Genomic DNA, 26,392 nt, shown 5'->3' with positions numbered 1-26,392 from the left:
CTTAATTAGTAACGACCCTTACTTCTGGAGTTTGAAGACGTGAATCACACCACCTTGTGGTACGACAGTTTTATGATCTAGTACAGCATCAAAAGCGCCTTGCATACGTTGCGCATCAACACCCCAACCTGACTGCACTGCAATGTACTGTTCTCCATCAACCTCAAAAGACGAAGGCACACCGGTTACACCAGAGTTGGTCGGGTGTTGCCACAAGACTTTGCCAGATTTGGCATCAAAAGCCCTGAACATACGGTCATTGGTACCACCACCAAACACAAGATTGCCCGCCGTAGTCAGCAAGGGACCCCAATTCATTTCTGGATAAGTATGTGTCCATACTTTTTTCCCAGTCTTCAGATCCCATGCCTGCACCTCACCGACATGATTGCGTGATGCATCGGTCATCCGGACATTCGTGAGAATATTATCCAGTGCAACACCAATAAACAGACTACCCGCCTTGTAATTGACTGGCTCTCCCGTCAACTCTGAACAGAGATTGTTATTGGCCGGAATGTACAGCAACCCAGTACCAGGGTTATAAGCTTCTGGTGGCCAGTCCTTACCGCCCCATAATGAAGGACAGAAATTAACAGTCTTGTTAGTACCCGGTGTATGTTTAGGATCATAAGCAGGACGACCAGTTTTAGGATCGAGACTGGTAAAAACGTTTTGCGTTACATATGGCCACGCATCAACAAAATTGACCTTGTCTTTGGTGCGTTCCAGCATCCACAAATAACCATTACGCCCCGCATGAATCAGTGACTTAAATTTTTTACCTTTGTGCTCCATGTCAATCAGCAGTGGTGCCGAGACCTCATCCCAATCCCAAGCATCATTCCAGTGATATTGATGATGTCCCTTGATCTTGCCAGTATCCACATCAAGCGCAATAGTAGAGTTTGCATAGAGATTATCGCCGGGGCGAGTGTCTGGCATCCAGGGCCCCGCATTACCAACTCCCCAATAAGCAATATTAGTTTCCGAATCATAGGTACCAGTAATCCATACTGAACCACCTCCAGTTTTATAGCTATCTGCAGGCCAGGTTTCACCACCAGGTTCGCCAGGACCAGCAATGGTATATGTACGCCATGCCTCCTTACCATTCTCCGCATCAAATGCTGCAACAAAACCGCGAATACCCAATTCTCCGCCAGATGAGCCAATCATGATTTTCCCTTTTGCGGCCAACGGCGCCAAAGTCATGTAATAACCCTTCTTCCAATCAGCGACCTGAGTCTTCCATAGTTCTTTACCAGTTGCCGCATCCAATGCAACTAAATAAGCATCTGTAGTGGCCATATAAATCTTGTTACCATATAAGGCAACACCCCGACTAGTTGGATGCAACTGCATCAACTCTTCGGGAATAGTTTTTTTGTAACGCCAGATCTCTTTGCCAGACTTGGCATCCAACGCAATGACCTGATTATTTGGCGTAGCTACAAACATGTAGCCATTGTTCACCATTGGTGGTGCCTGATGGCCTTCGGTCATACCAGTCGAATACGACCAGGCCGGAACCAGTTTACCCACGTTTTGATTGGTGATCTGCTGTAATGCGCTATAGCCCCAGCCCTCGTAATTACCACGATACATCAGCCAATTCCCAGCCTCAGGCTTAGTAAGTCGAGCATCAGTGACTGGACTATATTCAGCCATCCCGGCCAAGGCCAATGTTGGCAACAGTGCAATTGACGCACAAATAACTTTAATTTTATTTTTCATCTGTATCCTCCTTAGTAGGTATCGACTTCATTTGTAAATCTGTTCGGTTCTACAATTTTTATATTCGTGACATAACCATCGACCCTCTTTTCAATAGCCATTTATTGTGATTGATTGATATCCAAACTTGTCATTAATCTCCTTTAGTTAAATTTTAGATAGTCATTCGAAGTTTTCAGGATAACTATCAACTTTGCTTGCTTACACCAGGTGAAGAAGTAAAGTTACCGGCGACTACGAGCACCCCATTCTCTTCACGCAACGGCAAGAGTGGCAAAGTTCTTGGTGCAGGACCACTGACAACCTCGCCCCCTAGCGCAGGTGAGAATTTTGAAAAATGGCAATAACACATGAGCACCTTATCCTTGGCCACCCACTCTGACACCTCACATCCTTGATGGGTACACACCGATGAGTACGCCACAACACCATTAGCAGAAACCGCTTTCATTTCATCGGATAACTCAGAAGCAGCAAGACGCATCAAGATGATCTTGTTCAAACGGGAGCCATTTTTTACTTCACCGGTTTTTGGATCAAATGGGAATACCTGAATCGGTTTGCTATTAACTGGAATCTGGTCAACACGTAATGCCACGGGCTTGCCATCGGCATCAGCCGACATCAATTGATCGCCGTTTTGTGGGTGAGGTTCGCTAGCGGAAGTAGCAAAAACCGTGTGGCCTATTCCAAGACCAGCACATAAAATGAGTGCGCCTGTGGAACGCAGTGTCAGACGTTTTTCATGCGAATCGACTGCTTCATCAACTGGAGACTTCGCATCTATTTGGATATTTTTATTCATTTATTTTTAATGAGATAGTAATCATGACCAGATACTTTGCAACAGGTATGCCATTACTGACTTACAAGCAAAAATCTTAGGGAATGCACTAATAAATCATCAAAATACTGAACAAAATATTCAAAAAACTCTAATTCAGATAATTTAAAATCTATATAACAAATAAAAATCTCATCTCATTGAGACACTTTGTCTCAATATCAAAAGATAATTCTCAATAGTCCTTGAGATTTTTTCATTATTGAAAATTAAATTTCCTTACGCAATTACAGATTCTCATGATGTGGGCGAGAATTCCAAATTAGAATCTGCTATAGCTATGAGGATGAAGACAAGACTCTATGTTAATGATGCTAATAACTTTGATTCAGAGCATCAATACTTAACAAAACATGAAAAATCTCTGATCACAATGTTGCACCGCAATAGGTAAAATTTCTTGGAAAATACGAAAAGAGCGTAGTATTCCCCAACTTACTAAGCAATAATTTTTGATCTATACTCCGCAAAAAAATGCAAGATGAATAATTATTAGAATTGCCTATCCTTGATCGCTACTCAAGGAAATGAGGAGTGTTAAATGCCCATCAGTCATTCAAATCAACTTACCAAACTAAACCGGGCTGCCGTTCTCGGAGGACTAGATCTAGCGGAAGCAGAGAAACGATTGCACGCTTCATGGAAACGCTCGGAGCAACATTACCAAATTGATCGTGGCGCTCTAGTTAAACAGCGAATACTGTCCAGTTACGAATGTAAAACCATTCAGGAGGAACTTGCTTCTTTCTTGCGTATTGCCCAGATTGGAATTTCCCGATTACATGAGCAGGTTCGCGATTCAGGTTATTGCGTACTACTTACCAACAGTCAGGGTGTTGCTGTAGAGTTCAAAGGGCATCCGATTTTCGATCAGGAATTCCATCGACGAGGTTTCATAGTGGGTGCCAGCTGGTCCGAATTGGAGGAAGGTACTTGTGGTGTCGGCACCGCTATTGTTGATGGCAAACCAATTCTAGTTCACCGCGGTGAACATTTTCGTGTTGGCAATAATGGCATTACCTGTAGTGCAGCCCCACTTTTTTGCCCTGAAGGTAAGTTGCTTGGTGTATTGAATGCCTCAACATTCATGGCACCCGAAGATCGTGCCAGCCAGGTTCTTGTCTATCGACTAGTTCAAAAAAATGCTGCTTATATAGAAGATTCGCTTTTTATTGAAAAATACAAGTTCAACTGGATTATGTCTATTAGTGAACTAGGTGGCGACTGGGGAATTGGCGAAGGAAAATTCATTGCTTTTGATGAATCAGGAAAAATATTGTCCTTAAGTCGTCACTTGAGAATCAGTGCACTGGCGGGCGTCGATTTTTCAAAAAATCGTATTAGTGATTTATTCAATCTTTCAGTAAATGAATTTATTAAACAGGCTTACCAACAACCTGGTGCCCCTATTTCATTAAAAAACTTAACGACTGGACAACTTTTTCAGGCATATGTGCGAGCACCGAATCGAGAGTCGTCAACACCAAGACAGGCTCTATTCTCTGTACCCGCTGGCTTTGAGGGGATCGCCGTTAGTGATCCACGTGTAGTTCAGATCATTGATAAAGTCCGAAAACTAGTCAATCACAACCTACCGATACTTTTACTTGGCGAGACTGGCTCTGGCAAAGAAGCATTTGCCAAAGCCATACATGGCTGTAGCCAACGTCATGATAAACCTTTTGTCGCAATCAACTGTGCCGCCATTCCTGAAACCTTGATCGAGAGTGAATTATTCGGCTACAAGGAAGGTGCGTTTACAGGGGCCAAATCTCGCGGGGCTAAAGGAAAAGTCCAGCAATCTAGTGGTGGCACCCTATTTCTTGACGAAATCGGTGATATGCCGCTGCAATTACAAACTCGTCTGTTACGCTTATTGGAAGAAAAAGAAGTCGTTCCACTTGGAGCTATCGAGCCAGAAAAAGTAGATTTGAATGTAATTTGCGCAACTCATCGAGATTTAGCAATTCTGGTAAGAAATGGTCAGTTTCGTGAAGATTTGTATTACCGCCTCAGTGGAGCAATATTACGATTGCCCCCACTACGCGATCGCTCTGATCGCAGAGAGGTCATCATGCATGTATTTGCCGAAGAATTGAAGACAGTCGATCGTCAGTTACGACTCTCTGACTCACTCGTTGAACTATTGGCCAACTATTCATGGCCTGGCAATATTCGACAACTTAGAAATGCACTGCGATTTGCCATTGCTTTATGCGACGAACAAGACATTCTTTTAGACAATTTTCCAGAGCAAATACGTGAAGGTATCGATAGCAGTTTTGAAACGCAATTCAGCCGTGATATTGAAGCCATTCAGATCGACCCTAAAATTGATCAACCCCAACTTGCTGAAAAAAACCGTATTATTGAAGCGCTGCACCAAACCCGATGGCAAGTCACGTCCGCAGCCGAACAACTAGGCATGTCACGAGCAACGCTTTATAGACGCATGAGCTTTTACGGTATTCTTCCCTCAAATAACGATAATTAATTATTCCTGAAATTCGTCTCTAACGATTTTAGATGCGAATCAGGCCTTTAATTTCGATCATAAAATTACCCTGTCACGTACAGATGGCTTGATTGTCAGATAATAGCCATATAAATGATTTTATATCTCCACTGACTTATCAATTTTACTAAAAATAATTAATTGGTTGGACCATTATCTGAATTTTTTATTAATACGTCATGATCACCACAGATTCGAATTAATCGAATTTCAATAAATATTAGACCCTGTGGAGATCAACATGAGAAACAGTATTAAATTTCTAAATATTTCTGCCATTAAATTTCACAACCCTTTACATCAATCAATTTACCGTCGTCACATTACCGACATCATCAATAACTCTCATGGCAGTGAGTTTTTCTAATGAAAACAAGCGCCATTCCAGCACATAAACCAGACAATTCGAACAAAAAATCACTCTCAATAAAATTGTCGTGGCTTTTTATTTTTACTCCAATTCCTCTTATTTTTCTTGGCATTACGGCTTATTACAAAGAAAAAATTAATACCGCCATCAACTCTAATTTGATTGAAGAGCTGTTGCAGCAAGAGCTGATTATTTTTTTGATATGCACCATCCTCATTCTAAGTTTTCATCTTTCATATCTTATTTATCTAAGAAAGCAAATTATGACTCCACTCTATCTCCTTTCTCGCTTTTTTAATGAGATGGCATATGGCGACGGTGACCTTTCAAAAAATCCACCGGAGACCAATCATCATGAATTTCAACAACTGGTAGAAAACTATCAGCACTTCTCAAAAAAAATGCGTCAGATGATCAGTGAAGTTCGTGAGGCAGGCATTTCAATAGCCTGCGAAGCAGTGCGAGTAAAAAATATTGTCGACCTGACTGGCCACAGTGCACGTCAACAAGGACTACTGACTGAAACCGTATTTACTGCCAGTAAAGAAAGTACATTGGCGATTAACGAAGTCTCACATAGCGCACAAGTCATTTCAAACTCAACCACCAACAATCTAGAAAATGCCCGAGCATCTTTACAGAATATGCATACCATTGCCTCTAAAATTATCACCATCGAAGACAAGGTAACTCACTTCAATCAAACCGTTGATGATCTGTCGAGACGATCTCAAAGTATCAATGAAATGGCTGCATTAATTAGAGATGTAGCAGAACAAACCAATTTATTAGCATTAAATGCCGCCATCGAAGCTGCCAGAGCAGGTGAAGCAGGTAGAGGTTTTGCAGTCGTCGCCGATGAAATAAGAGAGCTCGCGGAACGAGTCAATAATGCCTCTGCCGAAATTACAGGAAATATTAGCTCAATACTGAATCTGGTCAACAACACTCGTACTGAGAACTTGGCGATTAGTGTTGATGTACAAACCACTCGACAGGTCGTCAGTCGCTCGGAGCATAAATTTAAAATATGGTTAATGATTTTGAGCACGCTGGAGAACAACTCTTACACATTGCATCTGCAATGGAAGAGCTATCCAACACCAATCATTCAGTGCATGAAAGCGTTACCCAGGTGCACTCACTCTCTACCGCTGTAGCCAATGACATGCAAGCTTCAGAAATATGCACTGCAGAATTATCGGAGGCAACTGAAGCCGTTTTAGAATTAGTTTCTCGCTTTAAGATTGGTAAAAGCAATTTTGATCGAATTGTGGAACAAGCCAGATTGTTAAGAGATGGTTTGCAAATACAACTGTTTAACTTATCTCAAAAGGGTTTCAATATCTTTGATAAAAATTATCAGGCTTTTGGTAATAGCATTCCGCAAAAATATCGGGTTTCTTGGGGCGACACTTATACTGAATATTGTCAGCAACTACTAGAAGATTGTCTGGCAAAATTACCCGAAGCAATTTATGCAGTTGGCGTGAATACCGACGGCTATTTAGCCGCGCACAATCTAAAATTTTCACAACCGTTGACTGGTGATACAGCAAAAGATCTAATAGGTAACCGAACCTGTCGAAAATTTGAAAATCCTGGTGAATTAAAAGCAGCTCACAATAACAAACCTTTGCTTGTGCGTACTTATCGACGAGATACGGGTGAAATCTTGTGCGACCTGGCATTACCAATAGAAATTTCTGGGCAACTCTGGGGAAATGTCCGAGTTGGCTGTTTACCAATAGCTTTAACCAAACTTGATTCCTGAGAAGACTTCATCACCAGAAAAGTCGATTAAGTCGACTTTTCTGGGACCAGTTTTCTCTGTTTTATCTAACAACCAATCAAGCCACCCTACCTATTTCATCATCTTACCGATTCACATCCACAATCGCCCGTCCTCTGACCTTGCCTTCCAGCAAGCTGCTGGCAACGGGTATGGCTTCGGACAGTCCAATCTCATAGGCAATTTTTTCAAGCAGGCTGATATCCAGATCGATCGTCAAACGATGCCAGGCTTCCAGGCGTTTGGCATAGGGGCACATCACACTATCCACACCAACCAATGTCACACTACGCAAGATAAACGGCGCTACCGTAACCGGAAAATCCAGTCCGGCGGCCAAGCCGCAAGCGGCCACGGTGCCACCATACTTGGTTTCTGCACACACATTGGCCAGCACGTGACTACCCACCACATCCACTGCACCGGCCCAACGTTCTGCACCCAAAGGTTTACCAGGGCTGGAAAACAAGGAACGATCCAGCACCTCGGCCGCACCCAGACTTTTCACATAGTCAGCCTCGGCAGGACGACCTGTCATCGCCACCACGCGATAACCCAGCTTGGCCAGAATGGCAATGGCGACACTGCCCACGCCACCCGCGGCACCGGTCACCAGGATATCCCCCTTGTCGGGCGTCACACCATGTTGCTCCAGTGCCAACACACACAGCATTGCGGTATAGCCCGCTGTGCCAATGGCCATGGCTTGGCGCGGTGTAAAGGCTTTGGGCAGGGGCACCAGCAAATCACCTTTAATACGTGCTTTTTGGGCTAAACCACCCCAAAAGGTTTCACTCGCGCCATAACCATTCAAAATGACCTGATCGCCCACCTTGTAAGAAGCATGTGTACTCTCTTCGACCGTTCCGACCAGATCAATTCCCGGCACCATGGGAAAGCTACGCACCACCGGCAACTTGCCGGTAATGGCCAGGCCATCTTTATAATTAAGGGTTGAATAAGCAATCTTGATGGTCACATCACCCGCCGGTAATTGCGCTTCATCCAGATCACGATAACTGGCGCGGTAGCCAGCTTCATCTTTTTCTACGAGGATACCTTTGAACATGATGCACTCCTTATTGATGTGCTGAATGTGATGAGCCGGACTTAACGCGCCAAACCGGCAAAGAAATACTCCGAAAAAATCACGAGCGCACTGGCATTGGATTCCAGCTTGGCTCGCAGTACCGCACCCTCCCAGCCTATCCAAAAATAGGCTGCCAGTTTCTGGCAGTCGGTTTCGGATGAAATTTCACCGGCAGCTTGGGCTGCTTGCAAACAATGCTGCACACGGGTCTGCCAATCATTGAGCACAGTTGTCAAACGGGCTCGATAGGCTTCCGGCAAAGCGCCCATCTCCTGCCCCAGATTGCCAATCATGCAACCCCGTTTATAGTCGTAACGCGCCATGGCAATTTGCGCATCATCAAGAAAAGCTTGCAAACGCTGCAACGGTGCCAGAGAGTCATCCAGCAAAAAACGGTCAAGCCGTTGCGCCAGATAGATTGCATAGCGATTGATCAACTCGCCACCAAAGGCTTCTTTACTGGAAAAATAATGATAGAAAGAACCCTTGGGAATTGCCACCCGACGCAACACCTCATCGATTCCGGTGGTGGAAAAGCCTTTTTCGGTGAGGATTTCAATACCTGCACGCAATAGCGTTTCGCGCGTGTCATTGAACCCAGCTTCGTCTTTGGGTGGACGACCACGCGATCGTCTGATTTTAGGTACGAGTTTGTCTAAAGTCTCCATGAGATAGATATTAGACTTATCGTCTATTTAAATCAAATATTTATTAGACGGATTGTCTATAAAAATAAAACAGCTGATTTTCCGAACTCATTTAGAGTCATACCGCAATATCCTAATGCAGCACATAATTTTCTGACTCTGGCGGATTGCTCAATGGTGTCAACCCGACCAGCTCACAAACCGATACCTCAATCGAATGGCACATGGAGGCCAATGCCAGATCATTTGGTTCGGTACCGAATGGCTCCTCAATCTGCTCGCCAATCACATCCAGCGCCAAAAAGGTATAAGCGACAAAAGTGGCAATGATCGGTGTTAACCAGCCAATAGATGTACTCAAGCCCACCGGCAACAACAGGCAATACACCATGACCGTACGATTCATGAGAACCCGATATGTGTAGGGCATAGGAGTATTGGCGATCCGCTCGCAGGCACCGGAAGCTTCTGTCAATAAATTGAGATTTCGATCCATGGATTGCAACTGCAAATCACTGATCAAACCATCTTGTTGTGCCATATTGAGATTGCGCGCCAGATCAAGCAAAAGCATGGAGGTAGGGTAACGTGCACCGATGGCCCTTTCATAAACATCGTCTGACAGCCGCACCAACAAATCCTTGCTTGCATCGGTGCCACGTAATTGATGCTTCAGTGCATATACAAAGGCGGTCAGCGTTCGCGCCACCTTTTGCTGTAAAGCGAGATCACCATGCACACCACTGGCAACCTCGCGGGTTAAAGAACGGGCCGCAATCAGTAACGCGCCCCATTGTTTGCGTGCCTCCCAAAAACGCTCATAACTGACTGAATTGCGAAAACCCAGAAAGATTGCCAAGGAAATTCCCATCAAGGTAAATGGCGGAATCGACAAGGCAGAATTAGGATATTCATTCATCCACCAATCTCGACAGAACACGCTGATAAGCGCAACGATCAAAACCAGTAAGAGTCGCGTCAGAATATAAGGTAGTACCGAACCACGCCAAATGAATAAAAGACGAAACCAGTGTAAATGAGGTCGAACTATCATGGATAAAAATGGAGGGGGTTAATGGCAATTGCGCATGACTCTCAAGAGTCTACGATTATGGATAGATCTGAACCTCATGGCAGCAGGGCAAAAAAGGCAAGCCATTATTTGCAACAACTAGGCATAGAATCTTGTTGAAATCGAACTGAATAAACCACGCTAAATCACGCCAAAATAAACATTGCCACCAGCAACATCATCGAATCAGCAAGTTCATCATTCTGTTGTCTGTATGTCATGAAGTCAAATTTTGCTGTTCATCTTTGTACATAAAAGCAACTCATCCATCACAAGCAAGTCTTGCTCGGCTGTTTCTTGCTCAGCGGTCGCTTGCCCAACTCCCATACGTCATCCAGACCAATCACCATCAAGGCCTGGCCTCGCTGGCACGCTTTGATGTGATCAGTATTTCCGTCAAGTCTCCCAAAACCTTGCCTTCCCTGCTCTTTACCGCCTGTTGACGAGTAATCAGTCCGGGCAAAGGCGTCAATTCAAATCGACGCGTGAGAAGACGCAGAATGGACGTGGTGTCATAGAGACTGTGATCAATATGGCCGCGTTTGGCAAAGGGTGAAATGAGGATAGCCGGGATGCGTGTCGCCGGACCAAAGATATCGCCTTTGGGTGGCGCGGCATGATCCCAGAAACCGCCATTTTCATCATAGGTGACAATGATGAGCATATGCGGCCATTGCGGGCCAGCCATGAGTTGCCTGACCAGATTGGCAATATGTTGATCACCGCTCAGCACATCGGCATAGCCCGGATGCTCGTTGAGATTGCCTTGTGGTTTGTAGAAAGCCACTTGGGGTAATGTGCCATCGGCAATGGCGGCCATGAAGTCGATACCATCTTTGAGATGCTGGCTGCGTGCTGCGGTGCCCGGTGCAAACTGGCTAAAGTAATTGAGTGGTTGGTGATGCGGCTGAAAATTGGGCTCGCTATTGTTGTAGATGATGGTGCGTGGTTGCTCACGATCCTGCATGCCATCGGCCAGCGCCAACTGCCAGGCTCCTGCATACCAGGCCCAGCCAATCTGTTTTTCACTAAGTACGTCACCAATGGTCAACTGGTTTTGCGGTGGCAAGGTGGCGGAATCATCAGGATTGGCCAATGCCGCATCGGCTTCAGTGGCAATACTGGCTGGCCGCACATAGCTGGGCTGATAGGGTGGTTGCATGGTGTTGACTGCATAGTGCTGATCAAAACGCGCATTGATGGGGGTGATGGCACCATTGCCCAAATAAGGTGGACGACCTTGCAGTCTGTCATCCAGCAATGAATCAATCTTGCGCGACGGATCCAACAGCAGACTGACACCATCTTCACCGCCCGGGTTGGCAATCTTGCTTTTGGCTGGACTGGATTCGGCATTGGGATACACCGGCGTACAGGCACACACCAGCCAGAAGTGATTGAGAAATGAACCACCAAACGCACCCATGTAAAAATTATCTGCCAGCGTAAACTGGCGGGCCAGTTGCCACATGGGCAGGCTTGATCCGTCGTAATAACCCATCGGCAAGGCTCCGGCATCGGAGGCGTTGACAAAGCGGTCATTGCGACCACCATTGATCTGCATCTGGTTATAGAAAAAGCTATGATCCAGATCGCGAATTTTGCTACCGAGGGGTTGATTAAAACCAGCAGGGTCATCCAGTCTGAATGGCTGATTGGGCAGACCTTTGGTAGCCGTTTGCAAGAGATTGGCATTGATGCCCTGCCAGACTGGTGGCAGCGTTCTGAGCGACGTGCCATCCAGATCAAGCTGGCTAGTGCGGCCCTGCCTGAAGGCGGCCGTAATCCCATTGACACCCGGATACATGCCATAAAGATGATCAAAGCTGCGGTTTTCACCATAGATGATGACCACGTTTTGAATCTGTCGCAAGGTGGCATCGATGATATTTGTTGATGGCTCTGCAGTTTTTTTCTTGCTCCAGTGCTGATTACCAACGACAGATCTTGCCATTTGTTTTGGCGTAGTCGCATGCGCACTGATACTTGCCAATAAGCTTGGTATGGCCAAGCACAACAGCCAACGAGATGATAATCCGTATGACATGAAACAGCCCCGCAGATACTTGAATGCACCCAAGTATAACGAGGCTGATTAACAAATAGATGAAATCGATCCATCCGATCTGAACGTCCTACCGAGTAGTACCGGCAAATCAGATCAACAACAACCTGCCCTTGTAACTCATCAAATACAACTAGTCACGTGCTGCCACATATAAAGCACCCAGTTTGAGCAGATGCGCATGATTGGCGTCGGAAATGGCGATGTAAACCATATCGTCCAGATCCCAGCGATAACTCTGATAACCCGCCTGACTGGCGCGCTCGGCAATATTTTTGTATTCACGCTTAGGCAGCGCATAGACGTCAATCTTGTGCTCTTTGTAACCATACACCAGCACGGCCACCTGTTCACGCCCTAAATAGCCGATTCGCCCACCCAGCAAAGGAAAGCCCTGCTCGGAAAGATCGGGGGCACTATTGGCATAGCCCAATTTATTGCTCAACCAGGGTTTGACGGTATGGCTGTCAGATGAAGCCACTTCAATCAGATGTCCGGTCACGACGGCACGTGCGTGGTCAGCCTGCAAAATGGCAATGGTAGGATCACCCTGTTGTGGCAACCAGTTAAACAACACCAGGCTGGTCAGCGCTGCGCCAGCCGCAAAGGCGGCCAGCCATTGCCAGAGCTGCTTGCCTTGACGCTCGATCCAGACTGTCAAACCTGGGGGTGTATGATTTTTTGGCAGCTTGCTGACGGTAGCACTGCTGCTCGTCCTGGTAGTCGTGATTTGCTGCATGATGGAATGACGCAGCGCATCGGTCGCGCGATGGTATTCGCCCTGCTGGCGAATCAGCTGGATCACCTTGTGATCCTCGGATTCGGGTTGATTTGTTGAATCTTTGTTATCAGACATGATGGCCTCCTTGGAGCAAGGGTATGGCAGCCTTGCGAAATTGCTGACGCGCCCGTGCCAGCCGCGACATCACCGTACCAATGGGAATATGCACGATGTGCGCAATGCCATCATAAGACATTTCTTCCATATCGCGCAAAATCAATACTTCTCGGTACACCACTGGCAGACTGGCAAGAATCTGGTTGACCATTTGCCGGTCGACTTTGCGCTCCAGCAGCAAGTCCGGCCCATCGCCGGCCCGATCTTGTTCCACCTGGTCTTGCTGTTCTTCACTCAGGTCATCCCAAGCCAAATGCGCCCGTTGGCTACGCTCACGCATCAGCGTCAGGCTGCAGTTGCGCACAATCCCCAGTAACCAGGCCTTGGCGCTGGCCGGATCATACGGGTTTTGCAGGCTATCAAAATAAGTCATGGCGCGCAGTGCTGCAGTCTGCACCACATCATGCGCATCCGCCTCGTTGCCCAGCAACCAGCGCGCCAGGTTATAGCTGGCGTCCAGGTGACCAAGAATAATCTGTTCAAAAATCGGTTTGGGTGACATATCGGGTTCTCAAAGTCTATACCGACAGAGTGACGATTTTATTCCCGAAAAAATTCGACATCATTCAAAAAAATTTGCAAAAAAACTGGAATAAACCCGTTTGCCCTCCGGTATTACAGAGGAAGGCAGCGTCAATACGAAGTTCAGCGCGAAGTTCAGCAAAATCGCAGCCAGTCTTCCCAATTTTTTAAGACTCAGTATCAGGAATCATCATGGCTCAATCAATATTTTCTTATTTAACTTTACGACGCCTGCTGCGCAGCTATCTTACGCTGGCTGGTTTGTTTATGCCGGGCGGGCTGCTCGTCGTGAGCAACGCTCAGGCGCAAAGCGCGGGCGACAGTGCGCGCGGCTTGCAGCTTTATGGCCAATATTGTCAGGCCTGTCATTCAGTTGAATACAACGGCATCGGCCCCATGCATCGCGGCGTGTTTGGCCGCAAGGCGGGCGGCGTCAGCGGCTTCAAATATTCCAATGCACTCAAAAACGCCGACGTGATCTGGAGCGCCAAGACCCTCGATATCTGGCTGGCCGACCCCGAAAAATATCTACCCGGCCAAAAGATGGGCGTGCAAGTCCCCGATGCCAAAGATCGCGCCGACCTGATTGCGTACCTGCAAACGCTGACCGGTAAATAAGATTTGAACATTCACCACAAATAGACAAAGGACTCAAAGTAACAGCGTTTTAACCGCCAAGACGCCAAGGACGCAGAGGAAGGGCAAAACCTTTTTTCACCACAAAGACACAAAACGCACCAAGAAAAATTCTTAACCTGACACTATGCCGATCCTGCAGTCTGGCGACGGCGCATGGTCTTTATGCGCACTTTATTCCTGTGCCAGGAAAGCGCTGTTCAAACAAGGTGTTGCTTCGTGCCCTTTGTGTCATTGTGGCAACCGCTTTTGACCTGCAAGGTTTTCTCCGTGCACTTGGCGTCTTGGCAGTTTAAAAGAATTCATTCACTCTAACGAAAGGAAATACCATGTCTGATCGTCGCACATTTTTACGCATGTCGGCACTGGGTGCCGGTGCCGTTTTTGCCTCAGCCCTGCCTGGTGTCAGCGCGGCTGCCAGCAAGTCTGGCAAAAAGTACAGCAACAAAGATTTTTACTTTGTGCAGATGTCTGATACCCATTGGGGCTACAAAGGGGCGGCCAACCCGGAAAGTGCCACCACGCTGCAAAAGGCGGTGGCGGCTGTCAATGAACTCAAGGATCCACCGGAGTTCATCATGTTTACCGGCGATCTGACCCACACCACCGATGACCCGGCCGAGCGGCGTCGTCGCCTGAAAGAATTCAAGGACATCGTGAGCGAGCTTAAAGTAAAAACTGTGCGCTTTATGCCCGGTGAACACGATGCTTCATTGGATAGCGGTGCTGCCTACAAAGAATTTTTTGGCGAGACTTTCTATAGTTTTGATCACGGCGGCATTCACTTCATTGTGCTCGACAATGTGTCCGACTCGGGTGCGGTGATTGGTGATGAACAACTGGCCTGGCTGCAAACCGATTTATCCAAGCAAGGCAAGCAGGCACCGATTGTGGTCTTCACGCATCGCCCCCTGTTTGATCTGGCTCCGGCGTGGGACTGGGCCACCCGTGATGGCGCAAAAGCCATTGATATGCTCATGCCTTATGAGCATGTTACGGTATTTTATGGTCACATTCATCAGGAACATCATCAGATGACTGGCCATATTGCGCACCACTCAGCCCGCTCATTGATCTTCCCATTGCCCGCCCCCGGCTCGCAGGAAAAACGCAGCCCACTGCCCTGGGATGCCAACGCACCGCTCAAAGGTCTTGGCTTTCGCGAGATTGAAGCCGATGCAGGCAAATACAGTTTTGACGTGACGGAAATCCCCATGAACAAGGGGGTCGTATGAAGCGCATGACTTTCACTAGGCGACAAACGCTACAACGCCTGGGTGACCTTGGCTTATTGCTGGGCAGCGGCACCTTACTGACCTTGCGCGCCCATGCGCAAACGCCGGAGCGCGTCATCAGCATCACCGCAAGGAAATTTGAATATGTGCCACACATGATCACTGTCAAACAAAACGAACCGGTAATTCTGGAATTCAAGTCACTCGACTTTGTGCATGGCTTTAATTTGCCTGGCTATGGTTTGCGCGCCGACTTGACACCGGGCAAGGCAGTACGCGTCAAACTCATGCCCAGCAAGATCGGCAGTTTTCCATTTTCCTGCGACAATTTTTGTGGCGACGGCCATGAAGAAATGAGTGGCGTATTGATAGTGGAGGCGGCCTGATATTTAAAATTTGAAGGAAATTCAGGAAAAACCGTTTTAAACCGCCAAAACGCCAAGATCGCGAAGGAAAAACTTACAGGTCAAAACATTTACCACGAAGACACGAAGCAACACATTGTTTGAACAGTGCTTTCCTGGCACAGGAATAAAGTGCGCATAAAGACCATACGCCGTCTCCAGACTGCAGGATCAGCTAGTGTCAGGCTAAGAATTTCTCTTAATGCTCTTTGTGTCTTTGTGGTGAAAAAAGGTTTTGCCCTTTCTGCGAGTCCTTGGCGTCTTGGCGGTTTAAAACGGTTTTACTTTAAACTTTTGATGTCTTGGTGGTGACAAGGTTTTATTCAGCCAAAATATACTCCTGTAGTGTATTTATTTTTAACCAATATATAAGCACTTAATCGGCTATTTATTAATGATACTCCATTAAATCGAGTAAAAAATCGGGCTTTTCGTGCGATATCCAAGTGCTCGTCACACATGCACTCTGCCTGGTGCCAGCAATCAATTTGGATTGTCCTGCAGCCTTAATGCAGCATGCCCGATAATATGCAGCTTAGTCCAACTTTCTGCATTGACCGCTCATGATCTGTGTCATCCATGCCCACCCTTACCCACTGCGTTCGCGCAATATCCGCACCTTGCTGGAGGTTGCACAGCGTCTGCCCAATGTGCACGTGCGTTCGATTTATCAGCTTTATCCCGATTTTGATATTGATGTACCGACCGAGCAGGCCGCACTGCTGGAAGCCGATCAACTGGTCTGGCTGCATCCGCTGTATTGGTATAGCGTACCGGCCATCCTCAAGTTATGGTTTGAACAGGTACTTTTGGCAGGCTGGGCGTATGGCTCAGAAGGCACCGCACTGCAAGGCAAGCCGGTGTTATGGGCAACGTCCACTGGCGGCAATGAAGACAGTTATGGCGTCACTGGCAGCCATACTTTTACGCTGGAACAATTGCAGGCGCCGATCCAGCAAACCGCGCTGTATTGTGGCATGCAATGGCAGGAACCCTTTGTGATCCATAATGCTTTTCAAAATCAGGATGCCGATCTTGCCAAGGCGGCTCAACAATTTGAGCAAAGGCTGCATGCTTTGGCTGCGTTATCAAAAGGATCAGCCTCATGAATGAAATTTTGATTTTTCTGGTGGCCGCAGTCATTCTGGTGCCGCTGGCCAGCAAGCTCAAGCTTGGCTCGGTGATGGGTTATCTGCTGGCGGGTATCACCATTGGCCCTTTTGGTCTGGCTTTGGTACATGACCCAGAAGCCATGTTGCATGTGTCCGAGTTTGGTGTGGTACTCATGCTATTCCTGATCGGCCTGGAGCTGGATACCAAACGCCTGTGGGCCATGCGCAGTCAGGTATTTGGCGGCGGTAGTCTGCAGTTGCTGGTGTGTGGCCTGCTGCTCAGTGCGGCACTGTTTGCCGTGCTGGATGGTGCAGCCGCCTTGATTGCAGGACTGACGCTCGCGCTCTCTTCCACTGCCATTGCCGTGCAATTCATGAAAGAACGCAATCTGCTCAACGTCCCCTTGGGTACCGTGGCTTTTGCCATCTTGCTGTTTCAAGACATTGCTGCCATTCCCATCATTGCCATTGTGCCCTTGCTCGGCACACATGGCGGCGGCCCGACTGATCCACTCTGGCTGTCCATCGGCAAAGCACTGGCCGCCATTGCCACGGTGATCGTGATTGGCCGTTATCTGACGCGCCCGATCATGCGCTGGATTGCCAACACCCATTTGAAGGAAATGTTCACCGCCTTCTCGCTGCTGCTGGTCGTGGGCATTGCCGAGGTAATGACCCTGGCCAATCTGTCCATGGCGATGGGCGCGTTTTTGGCAGGTGTACTGCTGGCCAGTTCAGAATATCGCCACGCCCTGGAGTCGGATATCGAACCCTTCAAGGGCTTGCTGCTGGGCCTGTTTTTCATCTCGGTAGGCATGTCAATCAATCTGAATCTGATTGGTGAACAACCCCTGATGATTGCCGGCCTGTTCATCGGCCTGATTGTGATCAAGACCCTGGCCTTGTGGTTATGCAGCCGCTTCATGGATATTCATCCCCAGCAGCGCTGGCTGTTTGCCGCCATCCTCTCACAAGGCGGCGAGTTTGGCTTTGTGGTATTTGGTGCTGCCCGCATGGCCAACCTGTTATCACCCCAATGGGAAGCGCTACTCAATATCACCATTGCGCTGTCGATGGCCAGCACACCATTTTTGCTATTGCTGATTGATCGTTTGAGCATGTCACAAGCTACCCAAGCTGTACCGGAACATGATCACATTGATCAGACTGCGCCGGTCATCATCGCCGGTTTTGGCCGAGTCGGCCAGATCATCGGCCGTCTCCTGCTGGCCAATCAGGTGCCCGTCACGGTGCTGGACCATGACCCGGACCAGATTGATACGCTGCGCAAGTTTGGCTACAAAGTCTTTTTTGGTGATGTGACACGGCTGGATTTATTGCATGCCGCCGGACTGGAACAGGCGCAACTGCTCATCAACGCAATTGATGACGTCGACGACAGCCTGCTCTTGACCGAACTGGTGCAACAGCATTTTCCACATGTGAAGATGGTCGCCAGAGCCCGCAATGTGACTCACTACCTGGCACTGCGGGAAAAGGGCATTGAAATGGTTGAGCGTGAGACCTTCGAATCTGCCTTGCGGCTGGGTCGACGCGCCCTTGAAAATCTCAATATCGGTGCCTATCGGGCCAAGGAGATGGCCGATCTGTTCCGTCGCCACAATGTGCAAACCCTCGAAAAACTGCGCGAAGTCATTCAGGACGAAACCCGCCTCATGTCCACGGCCAAGGCTGGCCGTGAAGAACTGGAAACCCTCTTTGAACAGGACCGTGCTCGCCTTGACAAGGAACATCCCAAGCATTGGGATTGAATTGTAGGAATACTGGCCTTACCAACTATTGCTCATGACCGCTTTTAGCCGCCTTGCAGGCTACTGACAACTGCTGTCACAACAGCCTATTAAGCTTCTCTTCACCGCCAACCACCATGCGTCTTGCGACGTATTTACCTTGTGGCTGGCACCATTCATCAATCCAAATGAAAAGAGCACCTATGTCCGTACTCGACGCAATGCGCTATCAACTCAATGAGGAGATCAGCACCGATGGTTTTATTGACAGCAACAAGGAGCTTACCAGCTGGTTAAACCAGCAAGCAGGCTTTATTAGTCGTCAACTGGCCTTGTGTGAGGATGGCATGTGGCTTGACCAGATTGTCTGGGCTGACCCAATTAGTGCCAAACAAGCCAATGACGCCTTCATGCCAGCCATGGGTCTAAGCCGCTATATGCAGATGATCAAACTGTCCAGCTTTATCAGACAAAGAGCAAGAATGATTCTGCAACAGCAAGTTCAAGCCGAGACCAGCGCAACATGAATTACTGGATTGGTGTCGCTTCCCGCGATCATGTTGCTCGTGGCGTAGCAGGTGGCTTTTGCCAGCTATGTCATGGTAAAGCACAAGCACTCAAACGCATGAAAAAGGGTGACTGGATCATCTATTATTCTCCCAAGGAGACAATGGATGGGAATCAACCGTGTCAGCAATTTACCGCGATTGGCGAGGTAATTGACGACACCGTTTATGCTTTTGCCATGACACCCGACTTTGTGCCATTTCGACGCGATATCCGTTTTTTGGCAGCACAGCCGGTATCTATCAGACCCTTGCTGGCGCAACTCAGTTTTATCAAGGATCCACGACATTGGGGTCAGATATTTCGTTTTGGTCATTTAAAAATTCAACAAACCGACTTTGAACTGATTGCCAGCCAGATGCTGGAACAACCGGTAACCATGGCTCGACACCATGATCAACCGTCAAAACAAGCCAGTTTGCTGGATTGACATCATCACCATCTCACTCAACATCTCCAACCACTGAAAGGCATTCATCATGATTGATCATACCGGTATCAGCGTCAGCAATCTCACTATCAGCCAGACTTTTTACAGCCAGGCGTTGGCACCGTTAGGCTATGGCATGCTGATGCATTTTGACGAATACAAAGTGTCGGGGTTTGGCGAGTCACCCAAACCCGACTTCTGGATCAGCGAGGGTGTACCCACACAACCACCACTGCATATTGCTTTTCGTGCCGCCAGTCGCACGGTAGTGGATACGTTTCATCGGGCCGCATTGGCTGCTGGTGGCAAGGATAATGGTGCACCAGGCTTACGTCCGCACTATCATGCCAACTACTATGGCGCGTTTGTACTGGATCCGGATGGCAACAATATCGAAGCAGTCTGCCATTTACCAGAATGAGATGAATACTTTGCCGGCGCATGCTCGCTAATAAAAGCTCAAACATCTACCTGTCGGCATAAAATAACCTCATGAACAAGGCCGAACGATTATTCCAACTGGTGACACTGCTGCGCGGCCGACGCACGGCACTAACCGCTGCCGAGATTGCCACACTCATGCAGGTATCGCAGCGCACCGTCTATCGCGATGTTCAGGCCTTGATTACCAGTGGCATACCCATCGAGGGTGAAGCGGGTGTTGGTTATTTGTTGCGTCCTGGCAGCCACTTGCCAGCACTAATGTTTGAGCCGGATGAAGTCCTGGCGCTGCTGGTGGGCAGCCGCATGGTGCAGGCTTTTACCGATCCACAACTGGCACGGGCGGCTCGGCAGGCCGAACTGCGGATTCGCGCCATTTTGCCCGAGGCCCTCAAGCAAAAGGCCGAGCAACAGCCCTACCGGATTCCGGTGATGTCGGAAGATGATGCTCTACGCGAAGTGCATGGCTTGTTGCGCGGCGCTTGCGAAAGCCAGCATAAGGTCAGCGCACTGTATACCGATGAGCAGGGACGACAGACTACACGGGTCATCTGGCCGCTCGGCTTGGTCGGTTGGCGTGGACGTTGGACGCTTTTGGCCTGGTGTGAGTTAAGAAACAGTTATCGCCATTTTCGCTTTGATCGTTTCAGCAATCTGCAAATCTTGACGGATCGGTTTACGACATCAGCGACTTGCAGTCTGGCACACTATTTTGAAAGTGAATGCCATATGCCCGATCCGGGTTAAGTTGCCGCCTTGAAAAATTCAACCTGACCCAGCTTCATGCCTGCAAATGCTTGCGTATATCCACCAATAATCCATCAAAATCGGCCTGAGTCAAACGCCCCGTATTGGTATTGAGCGGGCTAACATGAAAACTGTCGAACAGCACCGCACCATTGGGCATGACATGGCGTGCCGCATGGGCAAACTTGTAATCCTTGAGCTTGAGACCATACGCCTCAATCACGGCACGGTGCGCCACTCCACCCAGTGCCATGATGGCCTTGAGTGGCTTGGAAGTTTGCAATTCGGTTTGCAGATAGCGATTGCAGGTACGAATTTCAACCAGTTCCGGCTTGTTACCCGGCGGCAAACATTTGACCGCATTGGTGATCCGGCAATCCAGCAATCGTTGGGCATCATCACGACTGACTGAGCGCGGCTGACTGGCAAAGCCGGCGCGATGCAAGGCACCATACAAAAAGTCGCTGCAACGATCACCGGTAAAAGGCCGTCCGGTGCGATTGGCACCGTCTTCTCCGGGGGCCAGGCCTACAATCAGAAAGCGCGCCTTGGGGTCACCAAATGGCGGCACCGGCTCGCAGATATGGCCGGGCTTTCTGGTCTTGACGGCAATCAGGTGCTGGGCAAGGCGGGGACAAAGCTGGCAATTGATATCAAAAGCAGCGTCAAAAACAGCGGTGGCAGATTTCGGCATATCCACAATCAAAATAGTTAAGAAACGTCAGACAGACAAATGCACTGTGTAAATTGGCCACAGACTTAGCCAGACATAGCAGGCCGGAACCAGTCCATTCAGACACGATCTGGAGCAATTAAAACCACAAAATCGACCAAGTCAACGAATCGACATTTTACTGACACGCCATTGTCATTTCTCACCTTTAACTTAGACAGGAGTTTCTGCGGCATGACGTCGTCACGGTCAACAGCATTGAATTGCCAGAGTCCGGCCGAATTCTGCACAGAAAAAATCAGTCTTAACCTAGCGGAGGCATCCAAGATGATGGGGAAAAATATTTTACTGGCAGCCATTGTAGCCAGTGCAGGATTGGCTTCACAGGCCAACGCCTATGAAGTGATCACCAACGGCGGCTTTGAAACCGTCAGTGGTCTGAACGGTGGCAATCAAGCCGCAGCCGGTTGGACTGTCAGTGGTGTGGGCAATGAGTACTTCTTTTCCAAGGGCAATGATGGCTTTACACAGGCCACCGCTCAGAATATCAATGGCCCATTGAGCGGTACACACTTTGCCTATTCGGATGGCCCGATGGGTCAAGCCGCATTGACGCAAAACTTTACTGTCAGTGCCGTCAACAGTGCCACATTGTCATTTGATATGTTTGTCGCATCCAATGCCGATTTTGCAACGCATGCCTCTGGTCTGGACTACACCACAGGTGGCAGCTTTGACGCCAATCAGCATGCACGTGTTGACATCCTGGCGGCTGGCAGTGATCCATTTACCAACTCAGTACTGCAATCAATCTATCTGAGCAATGGTTCTGCCAACTACAGCGGCGTGACTGCCACTGGCGTACCTTATACCCACTACTCATCTGATATCAGTGCGTTGTTGAAAAACGGTGGCAACTTCATCCTGCGTTTTGCGCAAGTGAATAACCAGGGTAATCTGATTCAAGGTATCGATAACGTCAGCCTGGACGTTGCACCTGTACCCGTACCTGGTGCGGCGCTGTTGCTGGGTAGTGGTCTGCTTGCTTTGGGCCTGACCAGAAAAACCGCCCGTAAAAACAACATTTAAAACTTGCACTCTGATCTGTACCTGAAAGGAAAATCATGAAAAAAACTTTTACGCTGAGCACAACAGCCGCCTTGGTCTTGCTGGCTGTTTCCGGTTCTGCCATTGCTGAACAACCTGTACCGTTCCCAGTACCAGCTGGTTCACCAGTGACTGCGGCTGAATGGTTTGCTGCTGGTAAACAAACCATTCTGGACTCCAAACGTCTGGTGCCCAATACCAAGCGTGCCAAGAACGTGATCCTGTTCATTGGTGACGGCATGGGTGTTTCCACCATGACCGCTGCCCGGATTCTGGAAGGCCAGATTGCCGGCAAGAGCGGTGAAGAAAACATGCTGAGCTTCGAGAAACTGCCTTATTCCGCTTTCTCCAAAACCTATAGCGCCAACCAGCAGACTTCTGACTCCGCACCAACCATGACTGCCATGGTAACGGGTATCAAAACGGGTGATGGTGAACTGTCAGTAGCACCCGTCGTCGCCCGGGCTGAACCAAGTGGTGCTGTGGTTGCTGCCAACAAAGTATCAACTATTCTTGAACTGGCACGCACTGCCGGTAAAGCGGTGGGTATTGTTTCTACTGCCCGCCTGACTCACGCCACACCGGCTGCCACTTATGCTCATACCTCCGAGCGTAACTGGGAAGATGATGCCAACCTGCCAGCTGGCGCAACCGTCAAGGATATTGCGGCACAAATGATCGACAATGGTGATATCCAGGTTGCTCTGGGTGGTGGCCGTATTCGTTACCTGCCTAACACCGTGCTTGATCCAGAATACGGCCCTGTCACCAATCTGAAAGGTCGTCGTAAAGATGGTCGCAATCTGACCACCGAATGGCTGGCCAAATCCAACTCAGCTTACGTTTGGAACAAAGCTGACTTTGATGCCATCAACCCAGCCACGACTGATCACCTCCTGGGCTTGTTTGAGCCATCCCATGTGCATTACGAAGCGGATCGTGCCAATGACCAGGCTGGTGAGCCATCCATCGCCGACATGACAACAAAATCTGTTGAAATTTTGAAGAAAAATGCCAATGGCTTCTTCCTGATGGTGGAAGGCGGTCGGATCGACCACGCTCACCACGGCGGCAATGCCTATCGCGCCCTGACTGACACGATTGCCATGTCCAATGCTGTCAAAGCCACGATTGATCAGTTGACTGCGGCTGGCTTGCTGGAAGATACACTGATTGTCGTCAGTGCCGACCATAGCCACACCTTCACCATCGCTGGCTACCCGCAACGTGGTAACAACATCCTGGGTCTGGTGTCTGACCCTGGTGCTGCCGACTACAGCAAAGACGGTCTGGGCCTGTACTACACCACCCTGTCCTACGCCAACGGTTCTGGCTTCACTGGCACTGCTTACAGCTCAGCCGCCAAAACGACGGTACTGCAACCACAAGGTGCCAAGACTTTCAATTATGCTTTGAACGGTGCTGGCAAGTATCCACAAGCTGATACTGAAGGTACACCATTCTTTGGTGCCTGGGATAATAACCCGGCTCGTCCTGCACTGACACAGACTCAGGTGACCAACCCTAACTACATGCAAGAAGCGCTGGTACCGATGGGTTCAGAAACTCATGCCGGTGAAGATGTGGCCATCTTTGCCCGTGGTCCCAAGGCTTATCTGCTGCACGGTTCAGTTGAACAAAACGTGATTTATCACCTCATGGCCGAAGCTTTCGGCTTCTAATCTGGCTCTTTGTCAGATCTATAGGGACGAGGCTGACTCGTCCCTGTTTTTGTTTTTGGAGAACACTGCATGTCATCACGGATAGTTTGGTCCTCACTTGTTTTTCCAGCCATTCTGGCTTTTTCTCCCACAATAACGCACGCTGAAACCAGCGCAGCCAATCAGCAGGCAAGCCCTGTCAGTACCACCACTGCAACGGCATTGACAGCCCGTTTTGAAACTCGCGTCACCCCAATACACGCCCATGACAAGGGCGAACATGCTGTCAAGGCCAGTCAGTCAGAATGGTATTTCATTCGCTCTGCCAATGCGGTTGAAACCCGTGATTTGCAAGGCTCACGCAGCGAGTACTGGCTGCTGGGCAGCAATGGCAAGGTGTATTACAAAAAGCTTTATCACGCACAGAAAAAGTCGGTAGAAGTTTTTCCCGGTGACCAGGACATGATGGGTAATTTTCAATGGGATAAGGTCAGCACGATGCTTAATCAGCAGGATCTGGCAACCCTGAAAAAAGTCGGTACAACCAAGGCGATGGGCGAGCCTGCCGAAATTCGTACCGGTGTCATCAACGGTGCCAAAGTGCAGCTGACCTGGTTGACCGAATCACAACTACCCGCCAAACTGGTCCGCCGCTATCCCGACAAGGTCGTGTCATTAACCATGAGTCAACGCTATAGCGCGGACAAATCACCGGTGCAGATTACTTCAACCGATACGATTCAGTCGTATGACGTGATTGATATGGCGGACTTTGGCGATATGGAGGATGACCCCTTTGTACGCAGTGTGATGAACGAAGCCAGTGCCAATGGACAGGCTACTCACACTCATTCACATTGATCCATCAATCCGGCTCGTCATCCTGAACCGGATGACTGCCGCATTGACATATTGACCCGGCACTCATGTATCACCTTGAACCAACCTCGACCAAACGCTATCGTGTTGATGCGCCCGGCACAGTGGTACGTATTGGCACCTTGCAAACCATGGTCATGCTGGGTCTGTTGCTTTGTACAAGCACACAAGCCCAGGAACTATATCGATATATTGATCAAAACAATGAAGAACTGTGGACCAACTTGCCACGCGACGAAGATCGCAGCAATCCGCAGAAAATCAAAACCGTGATAGCAGGACAAGCGCACCCGGCCCTGCTGACAGCCAAAGGTGATAACAAATCCGTGTTGAGCAGTCGCACCATTGCCCAGCCTGAATCGTTGAACGAGGAAGAACAAGCCCAGCTTGATGCCTATACAGAGCGTGATCGCTAAAACAGAGCCACTTGCCATTTTGCTTTCAATGAACTGTCACAATTGATTTGCATAATCCATATCTGCTGGCAGGTTTAACAGAAATGATGCCACTTCAATGCCCGCAACAACCATGATGAGGAGCAGTCGATGAGCAGTAATGTGGTCGAAAACTATGGATGGGATACTTCCGAAGCACCTCAATCGTGTGGTTACATTGGCCCCAAAGTCATCGCACTGCTCAAAACACTACCCGATATCCAGCGCGTTCTGGATCTGGGCTCTGGTAATGGTCAGCTATGCCGAGAAATACATCGCCAGGGCTGGCAGGCAGTTGGCGTGGAATATGACAGACAAGGCGTCCAGGTAGCCCGTCAGCAATTTCCGGATATTCCGTTTTACAACTTTGGTGTTCAGGATGACCCACGATTATTACTGGCCAGTGAGGTCGTTTTTGATGCGGTCGTTTCGACCGAAGTAATCGAGCATCTATTCTCACCCCACCTCATGCCGCAATATGCCGCACAAATATTGAAACCAGGTGGCTATATGGTGATCTCCACGCCCTATCATGGCTATCTTAAAAACCTGGCCTTATGTGTTTTTGACAAATGGGATAAACATCATGATCCGCTCTGGCATGGTGGTCATATCAAATTCTGGAGCCGTATCAGCTTGACCAAACTGCTGGAACAGAATGGTTTCAAGGTGCTAGGATTTCATGGCGTTGGACGAGTGCCCTACCTGTGGAAAAGCATGTTGCTGGTGGCACAAAAAATATAATTAAAAATTCATTTTTTTT

The 26,392-nt window shown here is 48.5% G+C and carries 26 protein-coding genes; 17 read left to right on the top strand and 9 right to left on the bottom strand.

Annotation, left to right across the window (positions count from 1 at the left end):
• Positions 1-18 precede the first annotated feature (18 nt).
• On the bottom strand, positions 19-1,737 hold the full coding sequence (locus ACMYR3_RS03495) for a methanol/ethanol family PQQ-dependent dehydrogenase (RefSeq protein WP_424194559.1): 1,719 nt from the start codon (positions 1,735-1,737) through the stop codon (positions 19-21).
• A gap of 187 nt (positions 1,738-1,924) precedes the next feature.
• Entirely contained in the window at positions 1,925-2,542 is a 618-nt protein-coding gene (locus tag ACMYR3_RS03490; RefSeq protein WP_424194557.1) for a ubiquinol-cytochrome c reductase iron-sulfur subunit, read from the bottom strand.
• Positions 2,543-3,122: 580 nt separating this feature from the next.
• Here ACMYR3_RS03490 and ACMYR3_RS03485 point away from each other — a divergent pair.
• The 3 genes from ACMYR3_RS03485 to ACMYR3_RS03475 all read left to right on the top strand — a co-directional run bounded on the left by ACMYR3_RS03485 (position 3,123) and on the right by ACMYR3_RS03475 (position 7,240).
• Complete coding sequence (locus ACMYR3_RS03485) at positions 3,123-5,075, top strand: sigma-54-dependent Fis family transcriptional regulator (protein ID WP_424194555.1); 1,953 nt, start codon at positions 3,123-3,125, stop codon at positions 5,073-5,075.
• 387 nt (positions 5,076-5,462) lie between these two features.
• Entirely contained in the window at positions 5,463-6,626 is a 1,164-nt protein-coding gene (locus ACMYR3_RS03480) for a methyl-accepting chemotaxis protein (protein ID WP_424194554.1), read from the top strand.
• Between the two features lie 8 nt (positions 6,627-6,634).
• A complete protein-coding gene (locus tag ACMYR3_RS03475) occupies positions 6,635-7,240 on the top strand; it encodes a hypothetical protein (RefSeq protein ID WP_424194552.1) in 606 nt (201 codons plus the stop codon).
• 103 nt (positions 7,241-7,343) lie between these two features.
• On the opposite strand, the gene ACMYR3_RS03470 is transcribed toward ACMYR3_RS03475, so the two are convergent.
• The 6 genes from ACMYR3_RS03470 to ACMYR3_RS03445 all read right to left on the bottom strand — a co-directional run bounded on the left by ACMYR3_RS03470 (position 7,344) and on the right by ACMYR3_RS03445 (position 13,532).
• The gene (locus ACMYR3_RS03470) at positions 7,344-8,327 is read right to left on the bottom strand and encodes an MDR family oxidoreductase (RefSeq protein WP_424194550.1); all 984 of its coding nucleotides are present in this window, start codon (positions 8,325-8,327) and stop codon (positions 7,344-7,346) included.
• Positions 8,328-8,368: 41 nt separating this feature from the next.
• Positions 8,369-9,016, bottom strand: coding sequence for a TetR/AcrR family transcriptional regulator (locus ACMYR3_RS03465; RefSeq protein WP_424194548.1), 648 nt, complete (start codon positions 9,014-9,016; stop codon positions 8,369-8,371).
• Between the two features lie 112 nt (positions 9,017-9,128).
• Positions 9,129-10,049: a bestrophin family protein gene (locus ACMYR3_RS03460; RefSeq protein WP_424194546.1), complete on the bottom strand. Its 921-nt coding sequence runs from the start codon at positions 10,047-10,049 to the stop codon at positions 9,129-9,131.
• A gap of 367 nt (positions 10,050-10,416) precedes the next feature.
• On the bottom strand, positions 10,417-12,021 hold the full coding sequence (acpA, locus tag ACMYR3_RS03455; protein ID WP_424194544.1) for an acid phosphatase: 1,605 nt from the start codon (positions 12,019-12,021) through the stop codon (positions 10,417-10,419).
• Positions 12,022-12,265: 244 nt separating this feature from the next.
• On the bottom strand, positions 12,266-12,988 hold the full coding sequence (locus tag ACMYR3_RS03450) for a hypothetical protein (RefSeq protein WP_424194541.1): 723 nt from the start codon (positions 12,986-12,988) through the stop codon (positions 12,266-12,268).
• A complete protein-coding gene (locus tag ACMYR3_RS03445) occupies positions 12,981-13,532 on the bottom strand; it encodes a sigma-70 family RNA polymerase sigma factor (RefSeq protein ID WP_424194539.1) in 552 nt (183 codons plus the stop codon). Before ACMYR3_RS03445 ends, ACMYR3_RS03450 begins: the two co-directional genes overlap by 8 nt.
• Positions 13,533-13,744: 212 nt before the next feature.
• Here ACMYR3_RS03445 and ACMYR3_RS03440 point away from each other — a divergent pair, with 212 nt between their 5' ends.
• The 9 genes from ACMYR3_RS03440 to ACMYR3_RS03400 all read left to right on the top strand — a co-directional run bounded on the left by ACMYR3_RS03440 (position 13,745) and on the right by ACMYR3_RS03400 (position 20,875).
• The gene (locus ACMYR3_RS03440) at positions 13,745-14,170 is read left to right on the top strand and encodes a c-type cytochrome (RefSeq protein WP_424194537.1); all 426 of its coding nucleotides are present in this window, start codon (positions 13,745-13,747) and stop codon (positions 14,168-14,170) included.
• Between the two features lie 347 nt (positions 14,171-14,517).
• On the top strand, positions 14,518-15,423 hold the full coding sequence (locus ACMYR3_RS03435) for a metallophosphoesterase family protein (protein WP_424194535.1): 906 nt from the start codon (positions 14,518-14,520) through the stop codon (positions 15,421-15,423).
• On the top strand, positions 15,420-15,809 hold the full coding sequence (locus ACMYR3_RS03430; protein WP_424194534.1) for a cupredoxin domain-containing protein: 390 nt from the start codon (positions 15,420-15,422) through the stop codon (positions 15,807-15,809). The genes ACMYR3_RS03435 and ACMYR3_RS03430 overlap by 4 nt, the downstream gene beginning before the upstream one ends.
• 581 nt (positions 15,810-16,390) lie before the next feature.
• Entirely contained in the window at positions 16,391-16,936 is a 546-nt protein-coding gene (gene kefF, locus ACMYR3_RS03425; protein ID WP_424194532.1) for a glutathione-regulated potassium-efflux system oxidoreductase KefF, read from the top strand.
• Complete coding sequence (kefC, locus tag ACMYR3_RS03420) at positions 16,933-18,711, top strand: glutathione-regulated potassium-efflux system protein KefC (protein WP_424194530.1); 1,779 nt, start codon at positions 16,933-16,935, stop codon at positions 18,709-18,711. Before kefF ends, kefC begins: the two co-directional genes overlap by 4 nt.
• A gap of 182 nt (positions 18,712-18,893) precedes the next feature.
• Positions 18,894-19,217, top strand: coding sequence for a hypothetical protein (locus ACMYR3_RS03415; protein WP_424194528.1), 324 nt, complete (start codon positions 18,894-18,896; stop codon positions 19,215-19,217).
• The gene (locus ACMYR3_RS03410) at positions 19,214-19,687 is read left to right on the top strand and encodes an EVE domain-containing protein (protein ID WP_424194526.1); all 474 of its coding nucleotides are present in this window, start codon (positions 19,214-19,216) and stop codon (positions 19,685-19,687) included. Before ACMYR3_RS03415 ends, ACMYR3_RS03410 begins: the two co-directional genes overlap by 4 nt.
• Before the next feature lie 49 nt (positions 19,688-19,736).
• Positions 19,737-20,108 (top strand): VOC family protein, encoded by a 372-nt coding sequence (locus tag ACMYR3_RS03405; protein ID WP_424194524.1) that lies wholly within the window; start codon positions 19,737-19,739, stop codon positions 20,106-20,108.
• Between the two features lie 71 nt (positions 20,109-20,179).
• Positions 20,180-20,875: a helix-turn-helix transcriptional regulator gene (locus ACMYR3_RS03400; RefSeq protein ID WP_424194523.1), complete on the top strand. Its 696-nt coding sequence runs from the start codon at positions 20,180-20,182 to the stop codon at positions 20,873-20,875.
• Positions 20,876-20,909: 34 nt separating this feature from the next.
• Here the strand turns inward: ACMYR3_RS03400 and ACMYR3_RS03395 are convergent, their stop codons facing one another.
• Complete coding sequence (locus ACMYR3_RS03395) at positions 20,910-21,569, bottom strand: uracil-DNA glycosylase (RefSeq protein ID WP_424194521.1); 660 nt, start codon at positions 21,567-21,569, stop codon at positions 20,910-20,912.
• A gap of 213 nt (positions 21,570-21,782) precedes the next feature.
• Between ACMYR3_RS03395 and ACMYR3_RS03390 the strand changes: the two genes are divergently transcribed.
• From ACMYR3_RS03390 to ACMYR3_RS03370, 5 genes are all read left to right on the top strand, one after another.
• On the top strand, positions 21,783-22,637 hold the full coding sequence (locus tag ACMYR3_RS03390; RefSeq protein WP_424194519.1) for a hypothetical protein: 855 nt from the start codon (positions 21,783-21,785) through the stop codon (positions 22,635-22,637).
• Between the two features lie 35 nt (positions 22,638-22,672).
• Positions 22,673-24,337, top strand: a complete 1,665-nt coding sequence (locus ACMYR3_RS03385; protein ID WP_424194517.1) for an alkaline phosphatase — start codon at positions 22,673-22,675, stop codon at positions 24,335-24,337.
• A gap of 69 nt (positions 24,338-24,406) precedes the next feature.
• On the top strand, positions 24,407-25,177 hold the full coding sequence (locus ACMYR3_RS03380) for a hypothetical protein (protein ID WP_424194516.1): 771 nt from the start codon (positions 24,407-24,409) through the stop codon (positions 25,175-25,177).
• Between the two features lie 65 nt (positions 25,178-25,242).
• Positions 25,243-25,611: a hypothetical protein gene (locus ACMYR3_RS03375; protein ID WP_424194514.1), complete on the top strand. Its 369-nt coding sequence runs from the start codon at positions 25,243-25,245 to the stop codon at positions 25,609-25,611.
• A gap of 129 nt (positions 25,612-25,740) precedes the next feature.
• Positions 25,741-26,373, top strand: coding sequence for a class I SAM-dependent methyltransferase (locus ACMYR3_RS03370; RefSeq protein ID WP_424194512.1), 633 nt, complete (start codon positions 25,741-25,743; stop codon positions 26,371-26,373).
• Positions 26,374-26,392: the final 19 nt, after the last annotated feature.

This window comes from Ampullimonas aquatilis (assembly GCF_049675895.1).
Taxonomy (GTDB): Bacteria; Pseudomonadota; Gammaproteobacteria; order Burkholderiales; family Burkholderiaceae_D; genus Ampullimonas; species Ampullimonas aquatilis.
The sequence above is the reverse complement of the archived record's forward strand: the minus strand, read 5'-3'. Positions and strand labels throughout refer to the sequence as shown.

What these genes read in the sequence shown, in the direction of transcription:
- ACMYR3_RS03475 (WP_424194552.1), top strand. Translation starts at nt 6,635, where the DNA reads ATGCAAGCTTCAGAAATATGCACTGCAGAATTATCGGAGGCAACTGAA.
- ACMYR3_RS03400 (WP_424194523.1), top strand. Translation starts at nt 20,180, where the DNA reads ATGAACAAGGCCGAACGATTATTCCAACTGGTGACACTGCTGCGCGGC.
- ACMYR3_RS03430 (WP_424194534.1), top strand. Translation starts at nt 15,420, where the DNA reads ATGAAGCGCATGACTTTCACTAGGCGACAAACGCTACAACGCCTGGGT.
- ACMYR3_RS03460 (WP_424194546.1), bottom strand. Translation starts at nt 10,049, where the DNA reads ATGATAGTTCGACCTCATTTACACTGGTTTCGTCTTTTATTCATTTGG.
- ACMYR3_RS03370 (WP_424194512.1), top strand. Translation starts at nt 25,741, where the DNA reads ATGAGCAGTAATGTGGTCGAAAACTATGGATGGGATACTTCCGAAGCA.
- ACMYR3_RS03380 (WP_424194516.1), top strand. Translation starts at nt 24,407, where the DNA reads ATGTCATCACGGATAGTTTGGTCCTCACTTGTTTTTCCAGCCATTCTG.
- ACMYR3_RS03495 (WP_424194559.1), bottom strand. Translation starts at nt 1,737, where the DNA reads ATGAAAAATAAAATTAAAGTTATTTGTGCGTCAATTGCACTGTTGCCA.
- ACMYR3_RS03385 (WP_424194517.1), top strand. Translation starts at nt 22,673, where the DNA reads ATGAAAAAAACTTTTACGCTGAGCACAACAGCCGCCTTGGTCTTGCTG.
- ACMYR3_RS03480 (WP_424194554.1), top strand. Translation starts at nt 5,463, where the DNA reads ATGAAAACAAGCGCCATTCCAGCACATAAACCAGACAATTCGAACAAA.
- ACMYR3_RS03490 (WP_424194557.1), bottom strand. Translation starts at nt 2,542, where the DNA reads ATGAATAAAAATATCCAAATAGATGCGAAGTCTCCAGTTGATGAAGCA.
- ACMYR3_RS03445 (WP_424194539.1), bottom strand. Translation starts at nt 13,532, where the DNA reads ATGTCACCCAAACCGATTTTTGAACAGATTATTCTTGGTCACCTGGAC.
- kefC (WP_424194530.1), top strand. Translation starts at nt 16,933, where the DNA reads ATGAATGAAATTTTGATTTTTCTGGTGGCCGCAGTCATTCTGGTGCCG.
- ACMYR3_RS03410 (WP_424194526.1), top strand. Translation starts at nt 19,214, where the DNA reads ATGAATTACTGGATTGGTGTCGCTTCCCGCGATCATGTTGCTCGTGGC.
- ACMYR3_RS03470 (WP_424194550.1), bottom strand. Translation starts at nt 8,327, where the DNA reads ATGTTCAAAGGTATCCTCGTAGAAAAAGATGAAGCTGGCTACCGCGCC.
- ACMYR3_RS03440 (WP_424194537.1), top strand. Translation starts at nt 13,745, where the DNA reads ATGGCTCAATCAATATTTTCTTATTTAACTTTACGACGCCTGCTGCGC.
- ACMYR3_RS03450 (WP_424194541.1), bottom strand. Translation starts at nt 12,988, where the DNA reads ATGTCTGATAACAAAGATTCAACAAATCAACCCGAATCCGAGGATCAC.
- acpA (WP_424194544.1), bottom strand. Translation starts at nt 12,021, where the DNA reads ATGGCAAGATCTGTCGTTGGTAATCAGCACTGGAGCAAGAAAAAAACT.
- kefF (WP_424194532.1), top strand. Translation starts at nt 16,391, where the DNA reads ATGATCTGTGTCATCCATGCCCACCCTTACCCACTGCGTTCGCGCAAT.
- ACMYR3_RS03435 (WP_424194535.1), top strand. Translation starts at nt 14,518, where the DNA reads ATGTCTGATCGTCGCACATTTTTACGCATGTCGGCACTGGGTGCCGGT.
- ACMYR3_RS03390 (WP_424194519.1), top strand. Translation starts at nt 21,783, where the DNA reads ATGACGTCGTCACGGTCAACAGCATTGAATTGCCAGAGTCCGGCCGAA.
- ACMYR3_RS03465 (WP_424194548.1), bottom strand. Translation starts at nt 9,016, where the DNA reads ATGGAGACTTTAGACAAACTCGTACCTAAAATCAGACGATCGCGTGGT.
- ACMYR3_RS03485 (WP_424194555.1), top strand. Translation starts at nt 3,123, where the DNA reads ATGCCCATCAGTCATTCAAATCAACTTACCAAACTAAACCGGGCTGCC.
- ACMYR3_RS03415 (WP_424194528.1), top strand. Translation starts at nt 18,894, where the DNA reads ATGTCCGTACTCGACGCAATGCGCTATCAACTCAATGAGGAGATCAGC.
- ACMYR3_RS03405 (WP_424194524.1), top strand. Translation starts at nt 19,737, where the DNA reads ATGATTGATCATACCGGTATCAGCGTCAGCAATCTCACTATCAGCCAG.
- ACMYR3_RS03395 (WP_424194521.1), bottom strand. Translation starts at nt 21,569, where the DNA reads ATGCCGAAATCTGCCACCGCTGTTTTTGACGCTGCTTTTGATATCAAT.
- ACMYR3_RS03375 (WP_424194514.1), top strand. Translation starts at nt 25,243, where the DNA reads ATGTATCACCTTGAACCAACCTCGACCAAACGCTATCGTGTTGATGCG.